Below are 19,975 nucleotides of genomic sequence, written 5' to 3' on the forward strand. Positions count from 1 at the left end.
CGCGGTATGAATCGGAACTAAAGAACTGATCGAGCCCGAATCGAGCGCTGGCGTCCGCGGAATCAACATCGCGCCTTAAGCCCGCGTGGCCCTGCGTTTAGATAGAGTCAAAGACATGAATTCTTGTGCAAGGCAGATGTTGTCGAGACGGTGGGCCAACTATGGACACCGCTGAAGGCACCGCAACTTCGGCATTGGGCAGGGGGAAATCTTCGGAAAGGATCTCCAAGCAACGCGTCCTCTCGGTGCGCGCGCTGCGTTGGGGCCAGCACCTGATCACCGCGGTGCTCCTGCTCGTCGCACTGCTGCGAGCCATCTCCAGTCCAACCTCCGGCACCTGGCTGTCCATCGCAGCGAGCACGCTCTTCGGCCTGTGGTATCTTTTCGGGTTTGTCGTATTGCGGTCCAAGGGAAGCACGAGGCTCCCCGGATACTGGTTGGCGGTCCTGTTGGCCATCTGGGCTTTAGGCATGGTGGCCTCACCGGAATTCATGTGGCTGGCGTTCAGCCTCTGGCTGCTCATCGGGCACCAGCTGGCCCTGGGGCTCTCTGTGCTGTGGTCGGCTGCGGTTTACGTGGTGACGGTCGTAGCCCCGTTCCTCCATCAGGGGCAAACCACGGCTTCTGGAATTGTCGGCCCGCTAGTCGGCGGAACCTTCGCCTGGGGCATCTCGCGCGGTTACCTGCAGCTGGAAAACGACATCGCCGAGCGCAACGAACTGGTCTCCTCACTGCTGCGCGCCCATCAGGAAATGGCGGACCTCCAAGAAGAGCTGGCCCGCTCCCAGCATGAAGCCGGCGCCCTAGCCGAACGCACCCGCGTAGCCCGCGAAATCCACGACACCATAGCCCAGCAGCTCTCCTCCATCGGCCTCCACGCGAAGGCCGCCCTGGATTCCCAACAAGCCCCGCAGGCTTTCCAGGCCCTGGACCGGATCGAGGCGCTCTCCGGGCAAGGGCTCACCGACCTGCGTAGAATCATTACCGCGATGTCGCCCAGCGAACTCGATGCGCATGCCCTGGCCGGGGCCTTGCGGCGCATGCTGGTAGATTTCGAAAAGGACAGCTCGGTATCCAGCGAACTGCGCGTAGATGCCGAACTCCCCGTACTGGATCCGGGCATACAGGTGGCGCTGCTGCGCACCGCTCAGTCCGCGCTCGCCAACGTACGCCGGCATGCGAAAGCCGCTAAAACCGTCGTTTCGTTAGTCGACACGGGAGACGCCATCAGACTCGATATCGTTGATGATGGCATTGGATTCAACCTGAGCAACTGGCAATCCACCCTCGGCAAGAACCTCGAATCCGGAGGATTCGGACTGCCCGCCATGCGCCAACGGCTACGCGAACTAGGTGGCGGGCTGGACATTGAAAGCACCTTGGGCGAAGGCACGGCACTGTCGGCCTACGTCCCATTGAAGAACCCGGAGGCGGGCAATTGATTAATCTGATGCTGGTTGACGACCATCCGATCGTGCGCACCGGGCTGCGCGCGCTATTCGCGAACTACGACGAAATTACCGTACGTTGCGAGGCAGGCAGTGGAGAAGAAGCGGTCGGCTTGGCCACCAAAAATCCGGTGGACGTCGTGTTGTGCGACCTCCGTCTGGGTGAGGGAATGAACGGCGTCGCGACCACCGCTGCCTTGCGTGCACTGCCCAATCCGCCACAGGTGATCATCTTGACCACCTTCGACAAAGATGCCGAGATCCTGCAGTGCATCGAAGCCGGAGCCGCGGGGTATCTGCTCAAGGACGTCGCCGCGCAAACCATCATCGACTCGGTACGCCAAGCGGCAGCCGGATACACGGTACTGGCTCCCGAGATGGCTCAACGCGTCGTTGCCGGTCTGCGTAAACCAAAAATTACCTTGACCAGCAGGGAAACAGAAGTGCTCAAGCATCTGGCCACCGGTTCGAGCAACCGCGAAATTGCGCGTACGCTCTTCGTTTCCGAAGCGACGGTGAAGACCCATTTGGTGCATATTTTCGACAAGCTCCAGGCCCCTACGCGCACCGCGGCGGTGCAGGCCGCACGCAATCACGGACTAATTTAGCAACCCGCAACCTCCTGCGGTATCAACCGAACGGTTGACAAGCAGTTCGAACGCTTCCACGATTCGCCAGACCCATATTTGGCATTGACTAGAAGTATGAAACATCCAGTCCTCAGTTCGCTAGCGAACTCGCTCAGCTCACGGCGCGGTGCGCGCCTGTGGTTGCTCGGAGCGCTCGCAGCCATCCTCGCAGTTTTCGGTTTGCTCAGCTCCGCGCCGGCAGCCGAACGCAGCACCAGCACGCTGGTCACCGGCTCCGATTCGGCCCAGGTAGAAAAGCTTCTGGAAGAGATTCCCGACTCCGGAAAGGAATCCGCGTTGCTCGTCGCCGGCCACGGCGATCAGCACAAGCTCAGCAGCAACGACCTCAAGGGCCTCGAGACAATCTCGGGCCAACTGACCACCGCGCTTCCCGTGGAGATCTCCCAGCCGCTGCCCAGCGAAGACGGCCGGCTCTCCTTGCTCACAGCTTCCTGGGAGAGCGCGGGAACCGACGCCGATCGGCAGCTCGTTGCCGAGCTGCGCGAACAGATCAGCGCACACAATCATTCGGGATTCTTGATCGAGGTCTCCGGCGCTCCAGCATTCGGGCTCGACCTGTCGGCCACCTTCGCCGGAGCCGACTTCACGCTACTTGCGGTGACCATCGGCATCGTTGCGGTGCTGCTGATCCTGACCTACCGCTCCCCGGTTCTCTGGCTGATTCCACTGATCGTGGTGGCCATGGCCGACCGCAGCGCGAGTCTCATTGCCAACGCACTGAGCCAGCCATTGAATCTGCACTTCGACTCTGGTGTACTGAGCGTCTTGGTCTTTGGCGCCGGCACCAACTATGCCCTGCTGCTGATTTCGCGCTACCGCGATGAACTGCATCAGCATGCCGATCACCGTGCGGCGCTTGCGAGCGCCTGGCGCAATAGCTTCGAAGCGATTGCCTCCTCGAACCTGACCGTGGTTTTCGCCCTGGCGTCGTTGGCACTGGCGGTTATGGATGACACGCGCGGATTGGGAATTGCCTGCGCCGCCGGGCTGCTGGTGGCCGCCGCGTTCAACCTGTTCGTACTCACCCCGCTGCTGGCGCTCTGTGGCCGGAAGGTGTTCTGGCCGTTGATCCCTCGACCGGATCAGGCTGCGGCAAAGCGCTCCCTATGGGGCAAGGCCGCCGCCGCGGTCATCAAGCGTCCGGTAGTGAACCTGTCGGCACTGGTCTTGATCTTGGTGGTCCTCGCTTCGGCGCTCGGGGCAACCAACGTGGGATTGCGCCAGACCGAGCAGTTCCGGAGCGCCACCGAATCCTCTTCCGCCACCGAACGGCTCGCCGAGCACTTCCCGATCGGTGAAACCGCCCCGATCACGGTACTGGCAGAACCTGGTACCGGAGAAGCGGTCACCGCGGTAGCCGGAAATTTGCCAGGCGTGGAGCGCGCCACCCTGCTGCCCGCGCTACCGGATTCCGGGCTCGAACGCTTGATGGTTGTCGGCAACAGCGAATCCGGCTCTCCCCAGAGCTTTGAACTGATCGAGTCGCTGCGCAACGAATTGAATCAGGTTTCCGGCGCCGAGGCGTTGGTCGGCGGATCCATTGCCGAAGCCTATGACGCGCACCAAAGCCACCTTCGTGACTTCGCGGTCATCGCTCCGCTGATCGTGCTTGTGTGCCTGGCGATGCTCTGGGTAGTTACCGGCAAATTCCGCACAGCGCTGGTGTTGTCGCTGACTAACTTGCTCAGCGCTGCGGCCGCGGTTGGCTTGGGTTCCTTGCTCGGTTCCATGGTCTTCGACACGGCCGCCTTGGATGTCCAGGTGCCGCTGCTGGCCTTCGTCTTCCTGGTCGCGCTGGGTGTTGACTACACGATCTTCTTGACCCAACGCGTCAAGCAAGATGCGGCCCGGCTGCCACTGGATGAAGCGATCGTCAACGCAACGAGCCGGACCGGCGCCGTGATCACCAGTGCTGGCGTGGTCTTGGCCGGCGTTTTCGCCGCCCTGTCCAGTCTGCCCCTGATGGTTCTTGGCCAGCTTGGCCTCATCGTTGGCCTCGGGGTTCTGTTGGACACCTTCGTGGTGCGAACCTTGCTCCTGCCGGCGCTGTTCATCTTGCTGGGCCGCGCCAAGTCGCCGGTCTTCGGATACCGCGGCACCAGCATTACCCCCGAAAATTCTTCGAATGCCGAACTCATTGAAAGTGAAACCCATGCGTAAGCTCATCAACATCGCCTTTGCCTACATGCTCGTAGGCGTTGCTTCCGGACTCTTCTACCGCGAATTCACCAAGATCAATGAATTCCCCGAAGGCGGCTGGACGCAGCTGTCGGTGGTTCACACCCACTTGCTGGTCCTTGGATTCATCGTCACCTTGCTGGTCCTGCTGCTGGAGAAGGCCTTCAACCTCAGTGCCCACCGCAAGCTGTATGCCTGGTTCCTTGGCATCTACAACGCCGGAGTAATCCTGACCGCAGGAATGCAGGTCACCCACGGCATGCTCACCGTGCTGGGCCTTGAATCATCCAAGATGATCTCCGGCATCGCCGGGCTTGGACACATGGCCCTGACCGCAGGAATGATCTTGCTGTTCGTCATGCTTCGCCGCAGCGTTCCGGCAGGCGCCGGGGCTGAGCCGGTCGAAAAGATCACCGCCTAAAGGTAGTCTGTGCAAGGACTGGAGCTCATGGGAGGGGCAATTTTCCCTTCCCTGAGTCGTGCCAAATTCCTTAGTAACCACCACGAAGTCTGGAAAGTACTTCTCCCACCCCTTCCGTAATCTGCGCAACGAAGGTCACCACTTGCCCATTGATCAGCACCTTCGCTGATCGGACAGCCTTCAGATCGGTGATCAGCCGCTTTAACGGCAATCCGGTCAGTTTCTGCAGATGCCGACCGATAGCCAGTGCAGCGAATACCACGGTCAAATGCGCGTCAAGGGAATCCACTTCACGGTGGAAGATCGGCCTGGCACGCAGGTCTGATTTCGTCATCCTGAAAGACGCTTTAACCTGCCACAGGTCGTGATAAGCACTAATCACTTTGGTGGCAGGCACAGCTTCGATTGGCAGATTCGTGACGTAGCCTTTGAGTCCGGCCAGCATCCTGGCTCGTTCGATGATCTTCTCGTTCAGCTCTTTCTCGGCTCCAGTCACTTTCAGGAACCGCATCTTCTTCAACAGGGACTTCCCCTCGGCCACCGCTAGAGCCTTGCGTTCCATGAGGTTAATATTGCGGTTGTCCCTGGCCAAGCGTTTGGCCGACCGCTGGTACACCACCCTGAGTTCCCAGGCATTTTTCCCGGTACCCATCAGGCGGGTGGATTCGAGTACCTCCCCATTGGTGAACCTGTTGCCTTTGGCATCAAAATATTCTTGAAAGTCGTAAGGTGCCTTGGTAAGCCGGGAGCCGACAATGAACGTGAACCCGGCATCCTCGATCACGTTCAGGTTGTTGGCCGAGAGCATCCCGGCGTCGGCCACGACCACCAGGTCGGTGATGCCGTGGCGTTCCTGGAACGCTTCGAGCACGAGGATGATCGCGGTGGTTTCGGCCTTGTTCCCTTCGAACATAAGCAGTTCCAGCGGGAACCCTGCCGGGTCGACGAGCAGTCCGACCTGGATTTGCGGGTCGACGCGGCGTTCCTTGCTCATGCCGACCTTTGCGCAGTTTTTCTTCGGCTTTCGCTTCAAAAATGAAGTGTGGCTACGTCGTACATGACTAAAGAAGCCAGTCCGGCGGTTGCCGGTCGGCAGGCGCCAGGGCTTTGGCCAGCAGGTCGCGGTAGTCCTTGTCGATGCAGGTGCCCAAGCTGCGGAACAACGTGCGCAAGGAAAGATGGGGTGCATCAACCTGCTTGAGGACACGAATGCTCTGTGCCTTCGAGGTCGGCTCGATCAGCCGCGCCAGCACCATGGCTTTGAACGCCGGAGCGTCTAGGATGCTGAACCCGAGCCGGTCGCAAGCTGCTTCAAAAATCTCCCAGAGGACAGTGGCTGGGGCGCTGCGTGGTCGGCCTACGGAGCGTGTTTCTTCAGGAAGCTATTGCACGGTCCAGTTCGGGATATCGCCTATGGTCACGGGCTCTTGCTCTACGCTGAAATCGAGGGTGTCCGGGCCGGGAAGCAGCCGATCTTTCGCTGTTGCCAGTAGGGCCGCAAGGTCTTGGTCGGTGTTCGCAGAGCCCAGGTGTTCAACGCCGGTCATGGTCCGGCCATTTTTCACCACGGTTTGCACTGCAACCACGCCGGACGCGGTGCGAACTTTGCGAATGAATCGTGATTCCATGCTCTTTAGCGTACCGAAACACGGATTTTTAGTAACCACATCAGCACCACTTGGATGCTAAATCCTCAAGTCAGAACCTATTTCGATTTTCAGATCCCGAATCATGGCACGAAACACGTCCGAAGCATGCGGACGCCAAGGGGTTACCGCGCGCGTACCTTGCATCGATTCTGTTCTGGACAGCGAACGTGGACACAATGTCATTGGCCGGTACCGGTTGTCTCTGGTTGACTGGCCTGACAACCCAGATGATCGACTGCCCTCGTCGGGGCAGAAGATCCGCCCTCTGGAAAGATGTCGTCAAAGAGTTTCATGAAGTTTTCACCGCGGCTCCTGATGCACGGCAAGAAGTGGGCCATGCAGCCCTGCTGGCCTTAGGCGAAAGATATCGCCTCGGTTAGCTCTCTACGGAGGTTGCAAACGGAGGGCTGATGAGTCGAAGGAAATGGGGATCGTAGACCCGACCGGGCTTCCCCAGGGCATCTTGTCGGATAAGGCTTTCGATTTCGCTTGATGAACTATGAGTCATGCCAGCAATACGGTCAGCCGAAGGACTTGCTTGAACGGCATTGTTTGGAAGGCCTCGCAGTCCCGGCGGTTTCCGAGCCGGATGTCGCACGTCCTTTAGTGCGGCGTGCTCCCATCACCACCGATCCAAATGACGTCGATATTCAGGAATCTTCTAACAAAAGATCGGCCTCGAANNTTCGAGGCCGATCTTTTGTTCTCCAAGACAGTGAGAGAGCGGGCGTGATCAAGCCTTACTTTCTCGGTGAGCCTTTACGCGTCTGGCCCATTCGAGGCCACCTACGACAATTCCAACAACTGTGCCCAGTACGGGAATTATTGCTGATGCAAGTAAGACAACAAGGTTTTTGAAAGATCTTTCCATCCATAGATTCCAAGCAGTCATCACAATCACAGCAAGCCACACGAAGAGGAATATGGCTTCAAATAGATTTATCTCAAGCATCGTAGTCCCAATACCCAATGCGAACTCCTTTCCCGCTTACACGCAATCCTTGAACAGCTTTACCTTCTTGTATACCGCCGCTCTTGGTCACATGCCAAGTGATTTCGCAAACTGCTTTTGTCTTCTTGCTCTCGAAGTACTGCGAAGGTATCGATTGAATGGTTCTGAGTGGAATCAGGTTCGTATAGAAACCTCCGCAGCTGTTGATGCTGGTAACAGTCTTACCGTTGTACTGGTAAGTCATTCGTGCTTCAACTGAGGCGTAGGTGATTCCAAACATTTTCCACGATTTTTTGTGCGAATCCGTTTTACGCTTAGTAGCCGCCATCTGCCCAAAATTTAGATCAGCAGGCTGAGCTACGGCTGCTACCGCACCGCTGGAATCTGTTTCCTTTACATTTTTCCACTTCCCGGTCCCAGCATTGAACGTGGATTCCGGGTCGAGAGCTGCTATTAAAAGTTCTTGCTGTTGCGCCCCGGATAGGCGGTCGAACTTGACACGGTCACCCTGTGGCATGTTGGACCGAAGAGTTTCGAACGTTTGATCACTTGTATCTATCTGGAGCTCCGGAGTAATGGGTGCGCCGAATGAAGGAGTCACCAATAGTGACGTGGCCAAAACTGCTGCTCCAGTTGAAGCCACAATACGCTTTAAGAGTTTAGCCACTACTTCACCTTAACTTTCGATTTACTAGTAGATACCCATTAGATGGGGAGGCAAAAATAAATCTACACAATCGTTTGATCATTTACGGCGACGAACTGCTGCGACACGCACAAAAAATCAATTGGACTGACGCTGGCGTACGACCCGATAGATTGCTGAAACAATAACCTAGAAGCACCCCGCTTCCACCACGGAAGCGGGGTGCTTTTCTGTTCGCGGGGTGCACCGTAGAACAAGACCTCATCGTTGCGCGAGTTGGTTCACCGAAGACCCTGCGATCGAGGAGTAGGGCAATCTGAGCTTAGACTGCCGCCTTTCTGTGCATGTTCCAACGCATATACCTCCAAGAACTTCAGCGTGCTGCCGCGCGCGGCTGCACCGACAATCCGGCTCCTTTGACCTCCCCTGCATCATGACCGGCGTAGCTGTTGCCGCCATCCTCACCACAGGCGTGCTTGCTGCCACTTTCGGCGCAATCCCCTGGAGCCAGGACAAGGCCACCCCGGAGGAAGCCGGCCAGGGTACCGCGGAAGATAACTAATTCGGCGATTCCGAGCACCTTGATGAAGCGGGGCTTCTCCCCCATGGAGACACCTATTGTGCCGCGTCTACCTGAGTCGGCGAAGGATTCGAAGCGTATTCTCGTTCGAAAACCGGCAAGGTTTATACCGCCAGCGAGAAGCAGCTGACTCCGACCTTTAGTGCGGCGTGCTCCCGACTTCAGCCGGGAGGTTCAGAGCACCGGAGCGCTGCAGCAGTGACCTAGAACGGCGTGAAGCCGGTAAAAACCGCACCGTGCTACCTCGGTGCGGTTTTGTGCGTCCGGGGAGCTGTCCGGAATCTCCCGCACAAATGGGTTCCAAGCCCTGTGGAGCTCTCCCTTGCATAGACAGGATTACGGGGATCGTTCCCCGAAATACCAATCGTCGAAAGGCAGCCACAATGGCGTTCACCCATCCGCATGTCCACTCGGAGATGAGATCCCTAGATGGCCTGCGTCGTGATGAAGCCGGTCCGAAGCGTGCCACGGCTCTAGGCCAGGAAGCTATGGCGATCACCGATCACGCAGATCTCACTGGCGCCTACGCGTTCCGTAAAGCAAGCCTGCACGAGGGCATCAGGCCAATCATCGGTGTGGAGTTCTATTTGGCGATCGGCTCGCGTTCCGAGAAGAACTCCGAGACGGTAGCCAACGATGACGACAACGCCACTGATGCTGATGACGGCAAAGAAAAATCCAAGAAGTACATGCACCTTACCGTGGTGGCGCGCAATGAAACTGGCTGGAAGAACCTGCTCGCCCTGCACAACAAAGCCGAAGATTACTTTCGGTATAAGCCGAGAATTGATTTTGACCTGATCAAAAAGCACCGGGAAGGACTGACCATCCTCACCGGCTGCTTGGGTGGGCCAGTCGCCGGGCCGCTGTCCCGCGCGGGGGCAACTGAGAAGCGAGGCGATGCGCAAACCGCAGAGCTATTTCGGACTGAAGCTCGCAAGAACCTCGATATCCTCATCGATGCGGTGGGACGCGAGCATGTATTCCTTGAAGTCATGTACCACGGCATTGGCGCCGAGGTGCATGCATTCCGTGAGATCCGCGCATTGTCTGAGGAAACCGGCATCCCACTGGTCGCTACCAACGACTGCCACTACGAACACCAAGAGGACGCCCACGCGTACGATGCATTCCTAGCCGTCGTGAAGAAAACGTTAGATGATCCCGAACGGTTCAGTTCCAACGGCACCCCGGACTACTACATCAAGTCCGAGGACGAGATGCTAGCCGTACTTGGCAACCCCAAAATGAAGCCGCAGCTTCCGCATGGGGAGAGGCATGTGCCAACACCCAGCTGGTCGCTGATCAGGTTGCTGATCGGACCATTCCTGACGACCGGCAGCGCCTCCCCGATTTCCCGATCCCGGAGGGTGAAGGCACTGCGGAAGAATTCTTGTATAAGCTGGTTAAAAATGGAGCAAAAGACCGCGGTGACGGGCGCGTCGCTAAAGAGGTCGGAGATCGTCTGCGCATCGGGCTGAACATCATCAACTCGATGAGGTTCGCCTCTTACTTCTTGATCACTTGGGACATGATCAAGTGGGCGGAATCTAATTACCTGTCTGCGGATTGGATTGCCAAGCAGGCTGGCGGGAATGTCGATGAGGAACGCCGCGAACGCAAAGAACCAATCCTTGTCGGGCCAGGCCGTGGTTCGGCCGGCAGCTCCTATGTTCCTCGGAGTTTAGGAGCTGTCAACGACATAACGGGCAACCGCCTCTCCCATTTCCGTTTTAGCCTGGGGCCCGGGTAGCCCCGGCAGACGCCTTGCTTCGGGCACGATCAAGATCCGCCGGATCGCTTTCTTGCTTTTGCTGGTTAAAGGAAAATGGCACTCGATGATCAAAAGATCATCGAGTGCCAGTTATTCCTGAACCTGTCTGCGTACTACAGGCTCTTAGCTAATTTTTTTGCTCGAGCAAACTCCAGCATGTCGTTGCGCTCGACGAGCTTGATGCGGTCGCGGGTGATTTCACCGAAGCGAGTTTCGAGGGTGCCTGCGGCAGCGCCCAGAGCCTTTTCCTGTTCGTCCAGGTTCATCCAGCCCTCCCAGTCTGCGTAGTCCACGCCACGGGATTCCAGGAGTTCGGCTGCACTCTGCTCGGAGGTTGGGACCGGAAGGCTGCCCAGGTCCGAAAGCAGGTGGTTGATGGTCTCCAGGGCATCGCCCTTGGTGTGGCCGATCAAGCCAATTGGACCGCGCTTGATCCATCCGGTCGCGTACAAGCCGTCGATGTGGGTGCCGCTAGCATCCAGCACACGGCCTTCGACGTTTGGCAGCACGCCGCGCTTGCCATCGTATTCGATGCCATCCACGGCAGAGCCGAAGTAGCCCACCGCACGGTAAACGGACTGGACCGGGTACTCGACGAATTCGCCGGTGCCCTTGACGTTACCGGTTCCGTCGAGTTCATTGCGTTCAAGCTTCAGGCCGGTGACCTTGCCATCTTCGCCGAGGATTTCAACCGGAGACTGCAAGAAGTGCAGGTGCAGGCGGCGAGAAGCGCTGCTGGCTTCCTCGCGTTCCTCCTGTTCAATCAACCAGTTGGTCAGGGTCGCAACCATGGTCTTGGTCTGGTTGCTGGTTCGGATTGCTTCCTCCGAACCTTCGTCAAAGTCGAAGTCTTCTTCGTACAGGACAATATCCACATCCTTGGAGTGCGACAGTTCGCGCAGTTCCAACGGGGTGAACTTCACCTGTGCCGGGCCACGGCGACCGAAGACGTGCACATCGGTGACTGCCGAGTCATTGAGCTGTTCGAAAATATGTGCCGGGATTTCGGTTTCCAGCAGCTGGTCTGCATGCTTGGAGAGGATACGGGCCACGTCCAACGCGACGTTGCCGTTGCCGATCACGGCAACTTCCTTGGCCGACAGGTCCCAGTCCTTATCCGCATCCGGGTGTGCGTCGTACCAGGAAACGAAGTCCGCGCCACCATGGGATCCAGCAAGTTCAACACCTGGGATGTTCAGGTCTGCGTCCTTCTGGGCGCCGGTTGAAATAATGACCGCGTCATAGCGTTCCTGGAGTTCTTCCAGGCTGATGTCGCGACCCAGACCAACATTTCCGTAGAAGTTGATCCAGTCATTATTCAGCACCTTGTGCAGGGCGGTGATGATGCCCTTAATGCGCGGGTGGTCCGGGGATACGCCATAGCGAATCAAGCCGAACGGGGTGGGAAGCTCATCGAAGAGGTCCACCTTGAGGGACAACTCGCCGGAGGAAACAGGCTGGCTCTTATTGAGCAGGTCTGCTGCGTAGATGCCTGCAGGACCGGCACCGACAATGGCAACGCGCAGGGCGCGGGAGGTCAAATGTCCAGGTACGTGAATTTCACTCATCAAACAACATCTACTTTCTTAGTCAGCGAATGAGGCCGACGCTGCGGCGTCGACGGTGTCCAGCGGCTGAAGTCCAACCAACTGGGTTGAAGCTTCAGGTGCCAGACGAACAACGTCACCGATCACGATGACGGCCGGATTCGCCACGGCGGCCTTGCGGGCGCGCACTACAATCTCTTCTAGCGTACCGATAGTTGTCCGCTGCGTCTGTGAGTAACCTCGCTCAACTATCCCAATTGGCGTACTTGACGCTAAGCCACGGGTAAGCAAAGTCTCAACGATTTGTGGCAGATTAGACACCCCCATCAGCACTACCAGCGTGTGATCGGCGCGCAGCGGGACGTCGGTGAGATCGTCATGGCCGCTGATCACCGTGAACCCGGCAGCCACGCCCCGATGCGTCACCGGAATTCCCGCCGCGGCAGGCACCGAAATGGAACTGGTAATTCCCGGAATGACACGAGTCGAAATTCCATGCTCCGCGGCGAATAGCATTTCTTCACCGCCGCGGCCCAGAACGAACGGGTCGCCGCCCTTCAAGCGAACCACATCAAGCCCTTCGGAAGCGTACTTGACTAGTAGTTCGTTGATTTCATTCTGGGTTTTGACGTGGCAACCGGGGGCTTTTCCGACATCAATAACTTTGACGCCCTCGGCAAGGTCCGCCAACAGCGCGGTGGGACCAAGCCGATCGGCGAGCACCACATCCGCTGCCAAAAGTGCCTTATATCCGGCCACGGTGATCAGCTCGGGATCCCCCGGGCCGCCACCAATCAGGGTTATTTTTCCCTTAGCCATTATTTCCTCCAGTTCGATTCATTCCCCGGTCGCGCAAGAGCTTGCGCTCCAAGGGGGCAAAGCATAAAAGTTCGATGAGTATGCCGACGAGCAAGATCACCAATATGACCAACATCACCAAGGGCAGGTCTGCCAGATCGCGGCCTCGTTGCAGCAACGAGCCCACCCCGAGTGCCAGCGATCCGCCCACTGCGATGAGTTCCGCGGCCATCAATGACCGCCAGGCGAAAGCCCACCCTTGCCGGAGCCCGGCAACATATCCTGGCAATGCGGCAGGCAGTTCAACGTGCCAGATATGCTGGCGTTTGTTTGCGCCGAGCACCGTGGACAGCGCGCGGTACTGCCGCGGGATCAGGTCGATTCCGGAGAGCAACCCGTTAATAATCGAGGGAACCGCGCCCAGCAAGAGAACCGTGTAGATGGTCGCATTGCTCAACCCGAAGAGAATGATGGCCGCTGGAACCCAGGCGATGGATGGAAGCACCTGCATGGCCGAGATCAGCGGCCCAATGCCCTGGCGGGCCAGTGGCTGATGGGCCAGCAGCAAGGCAACCGGAGTCGCGATGACTACCGCAAGCAGAAATCCCGTCAACGCTCGAAACAGCGAGGTACCCACGGCAGCAGCCAGCGATCCGTTGGCCAGCATCTCAGGCAATTTCGCGGCAACGGCTCCGGGGCCTGGGAAGAGGTCTTCACGGATCGGAACAGCCCACGAAGCAATCTGCCACAGGCTAATGAGCACAACCACCGTGATGATTGGCGCGATGACCGCATCCAATGATTTCTTCGCCCTGCCCTGGCGTGCGGCTTTGGCCGCAGGCCGGCTAGCTCGCTGAGTCAATGTGCTCATGCTTTCGCTGCTCCTTCCTGAGGATCGTTGTGAGCTCATCGGCGAGGGCGGCCGACTGGGCGGGGTCGTTTCTTAGTTGGGTGGAGATGCGCCGGGTCTCCAGGATTCGCCCCGGATGGGAAGAAAGCACCAGGATCCGGCCGGACAGCCGAATCGCTTCGCGCACATTGTGGGTGACGAAGATGATCGTCTTGCCTGTCTGCTGCCAGAGATTCCGCAATTCTTCATGCAGCATGTCTCGGGTGATCGCATCCAACGCGGCGAACGGTTCGTCCATCAGCAGCACCTGGCGGTCCTGGGCGAGGGCCCGTGCCAGCGCCACGCGCTGCCGCATGCCGCCGGAGAGTTCATGTGGCTTTTTCTTTCCGGCTTGCCCCAACTGCACCAGTCGGAGCAATTCGGCAACTCGCACCTCACGTTGCTCGGCCGGGTATCCCCCAAGTTTCAACGCCAGCGAAATGTTCTGCGCTGCGCTGAGCCACGGGAGCAGATTTGCATCTTGGAACATGAAGGCGGCGCCGTCTTTGGGGACTTCGAGCCACCCGGAGGTGGGCTGGAGCAGTCCGGCAATCAGGTTCAGCAGCGAGGATTTACCGCAGCCCGAGGCCCCGAGGATGGCAATGAATTCACCGTCTTCGATCTGTGCGCTGAGATTCTCTATCACCAGATCCGCGCCATCATAGCTCAGCGAAACTTCGTGGAGTTCCACACCCATCAGTCTGTCCCGATCCATTGGTCGTTTACGATCTTGGAAAGATCTCCAGAATCGCCCAAGCCTGCGGATTCGAGGTGCTCCATCAGCGTCGGGAAGGTGCTTTCCAACGGATTCTCATCGAATCCGACCTCGCCAAGCGCCGCACCGATAACCGTATCCGGCAGGCTGCTCCCGTTGATCCCGGTCAAGGCTTCCTGCACCGCGGCCAGGCGTTCGGCGGGTTCTGCCGAGTTCAACCAGCCGATGGCTTCGGCGTTGGCGGCAACCAGTTCCTTGACCGTTTGCGGGTGTTCTTCCAAGAAGTCTTGGTTGACCACTAATACGGTCGTCGGGAACTTGCCATCGGGCCACAGCGTCGCCTCGTCCACCAGCCGGTGGGCGCCGTATTGCTCGACGAGCAGCGAAGCATGCGGTTCCGGAAGCCACGCTCCATCGATGGCCTCGCGAGCGAATAACTGGGGAACCGTGCCATTCGAGCTTGGTGTCACGGTCACCGAGTCTTGGATCCCGCGTTCTTGCAGGTAGTTCCGCAAGGCCACATCCTGGGTCCCGCCGAACTGCGGCGTGGCAAGCTCGGTACCGGCCAGCTGTTGAACCGAAGCAATATCTTCGGAAACCACCAGGCTCGCTCCCCCATTCGTTGCCCCGGCGACGACCTGCAACGAGGATCCACCACTGGACAGATAGCTATTGAGCGCCGGAGCCGGCCCCAGATAGGCTGCGTCCAGCGCCCCGCTATTAAGCGCTTCGATGGCCGCCGGACCGGCATTGAAGATTTGCGTCTCCAACGCCGTGGAATCCGTCTCCAGCGCCGATTCCAAGATGCCGCGCCGGTCGGCGATGAGCGCCGGGGCATGGGTGACATTGGCAAAGTACCCCAGGCGCAACTCCGCTGCCGGACTCGGGCCGGCCACCGAACTTCGTTCCGTGCTCGGCGGCGGAACGACGGTCGTGGTCAGCGCCAATGCCGCCAGCACTCCAACGAGCACAACCCCGGCAAAACGCGCCCGGTGATTGGGCTGCTCAACCAGCGAGGTGAAGCGTTGGCGTTCGGAGGATTGGTGCTCAGGCGGCTGCATTCTGGGCCTCGATAATTCCCGCTGCCAAGGTCTGCCCGCTGCTCGGATCGATCAGCAGGAATGAACCGGCGGTGCGTGAGTCTTGGTACTCGGAGACGGCCAAGGCCGCCGAACTGCGCACCGTCACGCGAGCCAGGTCGTTCAGATTCAGCTCGGTGGCCGCGCTGCGCGAGAAGTCGGCCACGTTGATCACGTGATCCAGGCTTTGGATCTTCGCCTTGGCTACCTTCGTGCCGTGCTTGATGAGCAGCTGCTGTCCGGCGGTGAGCTTGGCCGGAGCCAGCACGCAAATATTGGCTTCGATCTCGCGCACCGCGGCATCGAGCTCCCCGGCGATGATCGTGTCGCCGCGGGCAATATCGATCTCTTCGCTCAGCTGCACGACGACCGCGTCTCCGGCGAGCGCGGTGTCCACCATGCCGGCCGGGGTTCGGATGGCCTTGATCCGGCTGCTGGCCGGCTGGCCGTTGGACAGGATGGCTACCGAATCGCCGACCGACAGTCCCCCGTCGACCAGGGTGCCGGCGTAACCGCGGAAGTCGCGGTATTCTTCGGCGTCCAGTCCGGCGGCAAGCGCCCCCTGCGGGCGGATGACGTACTGGACATCGAGCCGGCCGGCGCCCTGGCCGCCGCCCGGTTCGAGACCTTCGAGGAGCCCGAGCAGGGTGGGGCCGGCATACCAGTCGCTGAGCGCCGAAGCGTCGACGATGTTATCGCCGTTCAGTGCCGAGACCGGGATGACCGCGCTCTGCGTGATGCCAAGGCCGGCGGCGATCTGCAGAATGTCGGTTTCGATGTCGCTGAAGCGTTGTTCGTCCCAGCCGACCAGATCCATCTTGTTCACGGCCACCACCAGCTGCGGCACCCGCAGCAAGGCAAGCACCCCGAGGTGCCGGCGGGTTTGCTCCAGCACTCCGTGCCGCGCGTCGACCAGCACGATCGCCGCATCCGCGGTGGATGCCCCGGTGACGGTATTGCGCGTGTACTGCACGTGGCCCGGGCAGTCGGCCAGGATGAAGGAGCGGTTCTGGGTGGAGAAGTACCGGTAGGCCACGTCGATGGTGATGCCCTGTTCCCGTTCGGCACGCAGTCCGTCGGTGACCAGCGCCAGGTCCAGGGCCGGGGTCTCTCCGCCGAAGCCGCGTTCGGCGCTGGTCCGGGCGATGTCGTCCAGCGAGTCGGCGAGGATGGCTTTGGCGTCATGCAGCAGCCGGCCCACAAGCGTTGATTTTCCGTCGTCTACCGAGCCTGCGGTGGCGATGCGGAGCAGTGTGGTGGTCATTTTAGAAGTACCCTTCGGTCTTGCGGTCTTCCATTCCCGCAGCGGAAATTCGGTCATCTGCACGGGTGGCGCCGCGTTCGGTCAAGGTTGCCAGGGCTAGTTCATCCAATACCTTGGGCACCGTATCCGCCGCGGAGAGCACCGCGCCGGTGCAGCTTGCGTCTCCCACGGTGCGGTAGCGCACCTGCCGGATGCTCACGATCTCTCCCTTGGCCGGCTGCGAGACGGAGGTGACCGCCCGCCACATGCCGTCGCGTTCGAAGACCTGGCGCTTATGGGCGAAGTAGATGGGTGGCAGCTCGATCTGTTCCTGCTCGATATAGGCCCAGATGTCGCGTTCGGTCCAGTTGGAGATCGGGAAGGCGCGCACATGTCCACCGGGGGCGTGCCGTCCGTTGTACAGGCTCCAGATTTCCGGGCGCTGGTTGCGCGGATCCCACACCCCGAATTCATCGCGGAGGGACAAGATGCGTTCCTTGGCGCGGGCCTTGTCTTCGTCGCGTCGGGCCCCGCCGAAGACGACGTCGAAGCGGTTGGCCTCGATGGTGTCCAGCAGCACCCGGGTCTGCAACCGGTTGCGCGTGCCATCGGCCAGCTCGGTCAATTCGCCGCGGTCAATATATTCCTGCACCGAGCCGACAACCAGGTTCAGTCCGTAGCGGGCCACCACCTGGTCACGGAATCTGAGTACCTCGCCGAAGTTGTGGCCGGTGTCGATATGCACAACCGGGATCGGCACCCGGGCGGGGAACACGGCCTTGGCTAGCAGGTGCAGTACGACTACCGAGTCTTTTCCTCCGGAGAACAGCAATCCGGGATTTTCGAATTCGGCGAGCACCTCGCGGATGATGTGAATTGATTCGGCTTCTAAGGCGTCAAGGACGCTGCGCCGCGCTTGGGTGGGCGCGTTGGCTGTAATGGTCATTTGCTTCTCTCCTCGACTAGATGTGTATGCCGCATTCGGTTTTCGCCAGCCCCGCCCAGCGACCTGCGCGGGGGTCTTCGCCTTCGGCCACCGGCCGGGTGCATGGTTGGCAGCCAATGGATGGATACCCGTGGGCGAGCAGCATATTCACCGGAACCGAGTGCTCCGTGGCGTAGCCGATGAGCTCCTCAAAGGTCCAGGCGGCCAGCGGGTTGAACTTCACCAGCCCGTGGGCTTCGTCGAAGGCCACCAGCGGGGTGTTCACTCTGGTGGGTGCCTCGTCGCGGCGCACCCCGGTGAACCAAGCCCCGTAGCCGTTCAGGGCGTTCTTCAGGGGATCCATCTTTCGCATCTGGCAGCAGGACGCTGCATCGCGGGCGAATAGCTCCTTGCCGAATTTGGCGTCTTGCTCTGCCACCGTGAGCTCGGGCAGGACGTCGATGATGCGTACCGGCAGGGCCCGGGCGACCTCGTTGCGGGTCGCAATGGTTTCGGCGAAGTGGTACCCGGTTTCCAGGAACAGCACGTCCACCTCTGGAATCGTTTCGGAGACCAGGTGCGGGAGTACCGCGTCTGCCATGGAACAAGCCACCGCAATCTCGCGTAGTTCAAAGTGCGTGGCCGCGAATTTGATGACCTGTTCGGCGGTTGCGTCCCAGCCAAGTTCTTCGGCTCCTAGGGCGGCGATCCGCCGGAGCTCAGATTCGCTGCGCTGTACGGTGCTCATACCAGTTTCTCCTCCTCCGCGCGGTGTGCCCAGGCGGCGAATGACTCGTTCTCCTCGGCGTGGGTTGAATAGCTTTTGACGACGCGTTCCACGTATTCGGGCAGCTCGTCGGCGGCGACCTTCAGCCCGCGAACGGTGCGGCCGAGTCCTGCCTCGCCGTTCTCGAAGCCGGCCAGCGTTCCGCCGAGGTGCACCTGGAATCCGGAGACCTGTTCGCCTTCGGCGTTGGTAATCAGCTGTCCTTTCAGCCCGATGTCTGCGGTCTGGATTCGGGCGCAGGAGTTCGGGCAGCCGTTGACATGCAGGGACAGGGCCTTGGGGAGCTTTCCCTCGTGGTCCGCTAGCCTTGACTCGATTTTTTTGACCGCGTCGATGGTGGTGTCCTTGGTATCGACGATGGCCAGTTTGCAGAATTCGATGCCGGTGCAGGCGATGGCCGAACGCTTGATCAGCCCGGGAAAGGGGTCCAGCCCCAGTTCCTGCACCGCAGTGGTGAAGGCATCGACCTGGTCTGCGGGAATATCCAGGGCGATCACCTTTTGGTGCGGGGTGGTGCGCAGCCTGGTGGAACCGGCCGCTTCGACGAGGTCTGCGAGCTTGTTCAGGATGCTTCCCGAGACCCGGCCCACCGGTGGGGTGAGCCCGATATAGAACCGGCCGTCCTTTTGCTCATGCACTCCGGAGTGGTCCCCTGATTCTTCCGGTTTGACCGCCGGCGGGCCATCTGGAAGCTCATAGCCGAGGTATTCGTCCTGGAGGACCTGGCGGAACTTCTCGGTTCCCCAATCGGCGAGCAGGAACTTCAAGCGGGCCCGGTTGCGCAGGCGGCGGAAACCGTAGTCGCGGAATATGGAGGTGACGCCCTCCCATACTTCGGCCGCCTTTGCTTCGCTGACGAAGGTGCCGAGGCGTTCGCCAAGTCGCGGGTTGGCAGATAATCCGCCGCCCACCCAGAGGTCATATCCTGCACCGAGTTCCGGGTGCACGACGCCGATCAGCGCGAAGTCGTTGATCTCATGGACGACATCCTGATTCGGATGACCGGTAATGGCGGTCTTGTACTTGCGTGGCAGGTTGGAGAATTCCGGGTTGCCCACATAGCGTCGGGCGATCTCTTGGATCACCGGGGTGGGGTCGATGATCTCATTCTTGGCGATGCCGGCCACCGGTGAGCCCAGGATGACGCGCGGGACGTCTCCGCAGGCTTCGGTGGTGTTCAGGCCCACCGCTTCGAGGCGGCGCCAGATTTCTGGCACATCAACCACGTCCACCCAGTGCAGCTGAATATTCTGCCGGTCGGTGAAGTCGGCCGTGTCGCGGGCGAATTCGGTGGAGATCCCGGCGATGACGCGCAGCTGCTCGGTGCTCAGCGCCCCGCCGTCGATGCGCACTCGAAGCATGAAGTACTTGTCTTCAAGTTCGTGCGGCTCAAGGGTGGCGGTCTTCCCGCCGGGAATGCCCTGGGCGCGTTGGGTGTATAGGCCCCACCAACGGAAACGACCGTGCAGGTCATCTGGATCTATCGAGTCGAAGCCTTTGAGCGCGTAGATCTGTTCGATACGTTCCCGGACGTTCAGTCCGTCGTCGGCGGCTTTGAGTTCCTCGTTATGGTTCAACGGCTCGTGGCCGTCGATCTTCCATTGACCTTGAGGTTTAGCTGCCCGCTTGGGGCGAACGGGTGCGGTTGATTGCGTCATGTAAGCCAGCGTAGAAACCAGCCCCGGGGGGCTGGC

At 59.8% G+C, this 19,975-nt stretch carries 19 protein-coding genes; 5 read left to right on the top strand and 14 right to left on the bottom strand.

What is annotated here, in order from left to right:
- The first annotated feature begins 161 nt into the window (after positions 1 to 161).
- From CIK76_RS07555 to CIK76_RS07570, 4 genes are all read left to right on the top strand, one after another.
- Positions 162 to 1,442: a sensor histidine kinase gene (locus CIK76_RS07555; protein WP_096285016.1), complete on the top strand. Its 1,281-nt coding sequence runs from the start codon at positions 162 to 164 to the stop codon at positions 1,440 to 1,442.
- Complete coding sequence (locus CIK76_RS07560) at positions 1,439 to 2,056, top strand: response regulator transcription factor (protein WP_255248390.1); 618 nt, start codon at positions 1,439 to 1,441, stop codon at positions 2,054 to 2,056. The genes CIK76_RS07555 and CIK76_RS07560 overlap by 4 nt, the downstream gene beginning before the upstream one ends.
- Before the next feature lie 96 nt (positions 2,057 to 2,152).
- Entirely contained in the window at positions 2,153 to 4,258 is a 2,106-nt protein-coding gene (locus tag CIK76_RS07565) for an MMPL family transporter (RefSeq protein ID WP_096285020.1), read from the top strand.
- The gene (locus CIK76_RS07570) at positions 4,251 to 4,697 is read left to right on the top strand and encodes a DUF2871 domain-containing protein (protein ID WP_096285022.1); all 447 of its coding nucleotides are present in this window, start codon (positions 4,251 to 4,253) and stop codon (positions 4,695 to 4,697) included. Before CIK76_RS07565 ends, CIK76_RS07570 begins: the two co-directional genes overlap by 8 nt.
- A 70-nt stretch (positions 4,698 to 4,767) precedes the next feature.
- Here the strand turns inward: CIK76_RS07570 and CIK76_RS07575 are convergent, their stop codons facing one another.
- The 5 genes from CIK76_RS07575 to CIK76_RS07595 all read right to left on the bottom strand — a co-directional run bounded on the left by CIK76_RS07575 (position 4,768) and on the right by CIK76_RS07595 (position 8,551).
- The gene (locus tag CIK76_RS07575; protein WP_176484126.1) at positions 4,768 to 5,691 is read right to left on the bottom strand and encodes a transposase; all 924 of its coding nucleotides are present in this window, start codon (positions 5,689 to 5,691) and stop codon (positions 4,768 to 4,770) included.
- Between the two features lie 67 nt (positions 5,692 to 5,758).
- Complete coding sequence (locus tag CIK76_RS19340) at positions 5,759 to 5,953, bottom strand: hypothetical protein (RefSeq protein WP_176484127.1); 195 nt, start codon at positions 5,951 to 5,953, stop codon at positions 5,759 to 5,761.
- A gap of 126 nt (positions 5,954 to 6,079) precedes the next feature.
- Entirely contained in the window at positions 6,080 to 6,325 is a 246-nt protein-coding gene (locus CIK76_RS07580) for a hypothetical protein (protein WP_096285026.1), read from the bottom strand.
- Between the two features lie 965 nt (positions 6,326 to 7,290).
- Entirely contained in the window at positions 7,291 to 7,965 is a 675-nt protein-coding gene (locus tag CIK76_RS07590) for a hypothetical protein (protein WP_141393506.1), read from the bottom strand.
- A gap of 352 nt (positions 7,966 to 8,317) precedes the next feature.
- Positions 8,318 to 8,551 carry a hypothetical protein gene (locus tag CIK76_RS07595; RefSeq protein ID WP_096285032.1) on the bottom strand — a complete coding sequence of 78 codons (234 nt, stop codon included), beginning with the start codon at positions 8,549 to 8,551 and terminating at the stop codon, positions 8,318 to 8,320.
- 356 nt (positions 8,552 to 8,907) lie between these two features.
- Between CIK76_RS07595 and CIK76_RS07600 the strand changes: the two genes are divergently transcribed.
- Positions 8,908 to 10,005: a PHP domain-containing protein gene (locus CIK76_RS07600; protein ID WP_181148239.1), complete on the top strand. Its 1,098-nt coding sequence runs from the start codon at positions 8,908 to 8,910 to the stop codon at positions 10,003 to 10,005.
- A 406-nt stretch (positions 10,006 to 10,411) separates the two neighbouring features.
- On the opposite strand, the gene CIK76_RS07610 is transcribed toward CIK76_RS07600, so the two are convergent.
- From CIK76_RS07610 to CIK76_RS07650, 9 genes are read right to left on the bottom strand one after another with little or no spacing between them, the layout of a single operon-like run.
- On the bottom strand, positions 10,412 to 11,866 hold the full coding sequence (locus tag CIK76_RS07610; protein WP_096285038.1) for an FAD-dependent oxidoreductase: 1,455 nt from the start codon (positions 11,864 to 11,866) through the stop codon (positions 10,412 to 10,414).
- An 18-nt stretch (positions 11,867 to 11,884) separates the two neighbouring features.
- On the bottom strand, positions 11,885 to 12,664 hold the full coding sequence (gene cobA, locus CIK76_RS07615; protein WP_096285040.1) for a uroporphyrinogen-III C-methyltransferase: 780 nt from the start codon (positions 12,662 to 12,664) through the stop codon (positions 11,885 to 11,887).
- Positions 12,657 to 13,514, bottom strand: coding sequence for an ABC transporter permease (locus CIK76_RS07620; RefSeq protein WP_096285042.1), 858 nt, complete (start codon positions 13,512 to 13,514; stop codon positions 12,657 to 12,659). The genes cobA and CIK76_RS07620 overlap by 8 nt, the downstream gene beginning before the upstream one ends.
- Positions 13,489 to 14,229, bottom strand: a complete 741-nt coding sequence (locus CIK76_RS07625) for an ABC transporter ATP-binding protein (RefSeq protein ID WP_096285044.1) — start codon at positions 14,227 to 14,229, stop codon at positions 13,489 to 13,491. The genes CIK76_RS07620 and CIK76_RS07625 overlap by 26 nt, the downstream gene beginning before the upstream one ends.
- On the bottom strand, positions 14,229 to 15,308 hold the full coding sequence (locus CIK76_RS07630) for an ABC transporter substrate-binding protein (protein ID WP_096285046.1): 1,080 nt from the start codon (positions 15,306 to 15,308) through the stop codon (positions 14,229 to 14,231). The genes CIK76_RS07625 and CIK76_RS07630 overlap by 1 nt, the downstream gene beginning before the upstream one ends.
- Complete coding sequence (locus tag CIK76_RS07635) at positions 15,295 to 16,590, bottom strand: GTP-binding protein (RefSeq protein ID WP_096285048.1); 1,296 nt, start codon at positions 16,588 to 16,590, stop codon at positions 15,295 to 15,297. The genes CIK76_RS07630 and CIK76_RS07635 overlap by 14 nt, the downstream gene beginning before the upstream one ends.
- 1 nt (position 16,591) lies before the next feature.
- A complete protein-coding gene (cysD, locus tag CIK76_RS07640; protein WP_096285050.1) occupies positions 16,592 to 17,515 on the bottom strand; it encodes a sulfate adenylyltransferase subunit CysD in 924 nt (307 codons plus the stop codon).
- Positions 17,516 to 17,531: 16 nt separating this feature from the next.
- A complete protein-coding gene (locus CIK76_RS07645; protein WP_096285052.1) occupies positions 17,532 to 18,242 on the bottom strand; it encodes a phosphoadenylyl-sulfate reductase in 711 nt (236 codons plus the stop codon).
- Complete coding sequence (locus tag CIK76_RS07650; RefSeq protein WP_096285054.1) at positions 18,239 to 19,939, bottom strand: nitrite/sulfite reductase; 1,701 nt, start codon at positions 19,937 to 19,939, stop codon at positions 18,239 to 18,241. The genes CIK76_RS07645 and CIK76_RS07650 overlap by 4 nt, the downstream gene beginning before the upstream one ends.
- Positions 19,940 to 19,975: the final 36 nt, after the last annotated feature.

This window comes from Glutamicibacter sp. BW80 (genome assembly GCF_002332385.1).
Classification (GTDB): Bacteria; Actinomycetota; Actinomycetes; order Actinomycetales; family Micrococcaceae; genus Glutamicibacter.

What these genes read in the sequence shown, in the direction of transcription:
- CIK76_RS07555 (WP_096285016.1), top strand. Translation starts at nt 162, where the DNA reads ATGGACACCGCTGAAGGCACCGCAACTTCGGCATTGGGCAGGGGGAAA.
- cysD (WP_096285050.1), bottom strand. Translation starts at nt 17,515, where the DNA reads ATGACCATTACAGCCAACGCGCCCACCCAAGCGCGGCGCAGCGTCCTT.
- CIK76_RS07620 (WP_096285042.1), bottom strand. Translation starts at nt 13,514, where the DNA reads ATGAGCACATTGACTCAGCGAGCTAGCCGGCCTGCGGCCAAAGCCGCA.
- CIK76_RS07625 (WP_096285044.1), bottom strand. Translation starts at nt 14,229, where the DNA reads ATGGGTGTGGAACTCCACGAAGTTTCGCTGAGCTATGATGGCGCGGAT.
- CIK76_RS07565 (WP_096285020.1), top strand. Translation starts at nt 2,153, where the DNA reads ATGAAACATCCAGTCCTCAGTTCGCTAGCGAACTCGCTCAGCTCACGG.
- CIK76_RS07595 (WP_096285032.1), bottom strand. Translation starts at nt 8,551, where the DNA reads ATGGGGGAGAAGCCCCGCTTCATCAAGGTGCTCGGAATCGCCGAATTA.
- CIK76_RS07600 (WP_181148239.1), top strand. Translation starts at nt 8,908, where the DNA reads ATGGCGTTCACCCATCCGCATGTCCACTCGGAGATGAGATCCCTAGAT.
- cobA (WP_096285040.1), bottom strand. Translation starts at nt 12,664, where the DNA reads ATGGCTAAGGGAAAAATAACCCTGATTGGTGGCGGCCCGGGGGATCCC.
- CIK76_RS19340 (WP_176484127.1), bottom strand. Translation starts at nt 5,953, where the DNA reads ATGGTGCTGGCGCGGCTGATCGAGCCGACCTCGAAGGCACAGAGCATT.
- CIK76_RS07635 (WP_096285048.1), bottom strand. Translation starts at nt 16,590, where the DNA reads ATGACCACCACACTGCTCCGCATCGCCACCGCAGGCTCGGTAGACGAC.
- CIK76_RS07645 (WP_096285052.1), bottom strand. Translation starts at nt 18,242, where the DNA reads ATGAGCACCGTACAGCGCAGCGAATCTGAGCTCCGGCGGATCGCCGCC.
- CIK76_RS07650 (WP_096285054.1), bottom strand. Translation starts at nt 19,939, where the DNA reads ATGACGCAATCAACCGCACCCGTTCGCCCCAAGCGGGCAGCTAAACCT.
- CIK76_RS07575 (WP_176484126.1), bottom strand. Translation starts at nt 5,691, where the DNA reads ATGAGCAAGGAACGCCGCGTCGACCCGCAAATCCAGGTCGGACTGCTC.
- CIK76_RS07580 (WP_096285026.1), bottom strand. Translation starts at nt 6,325, where the DNA reads ATGGAATCACGATTCATTCGCAAAGTTCGCACCGCGTCCGGCGTGGTT.
- CIK76_RS07570 (WP_096285022.1), top strand. Translation starts at nt 4,251, where the DNA reads ATGCGTAAGCTCATCAACATCGCCTTTGCCTACATGCTCGTAGGCGTT.
- CIK76_RS07610 (WP_096285038.1), bottom strand. Translation starts at nt 11,866, where the DNA reads ATGAGTGAAATTCACGTACCTGGACATTTGACCTCCCGCGCCCTGCGC.
- CIK76_RS07630 (WP_096285046.1), bottom strand. Translation starts at nt 15,308, where the DNA reads ATGCAGCCGCCTGAGCACCAATCCTCCGAACGCCAACGCTTCACCTCG.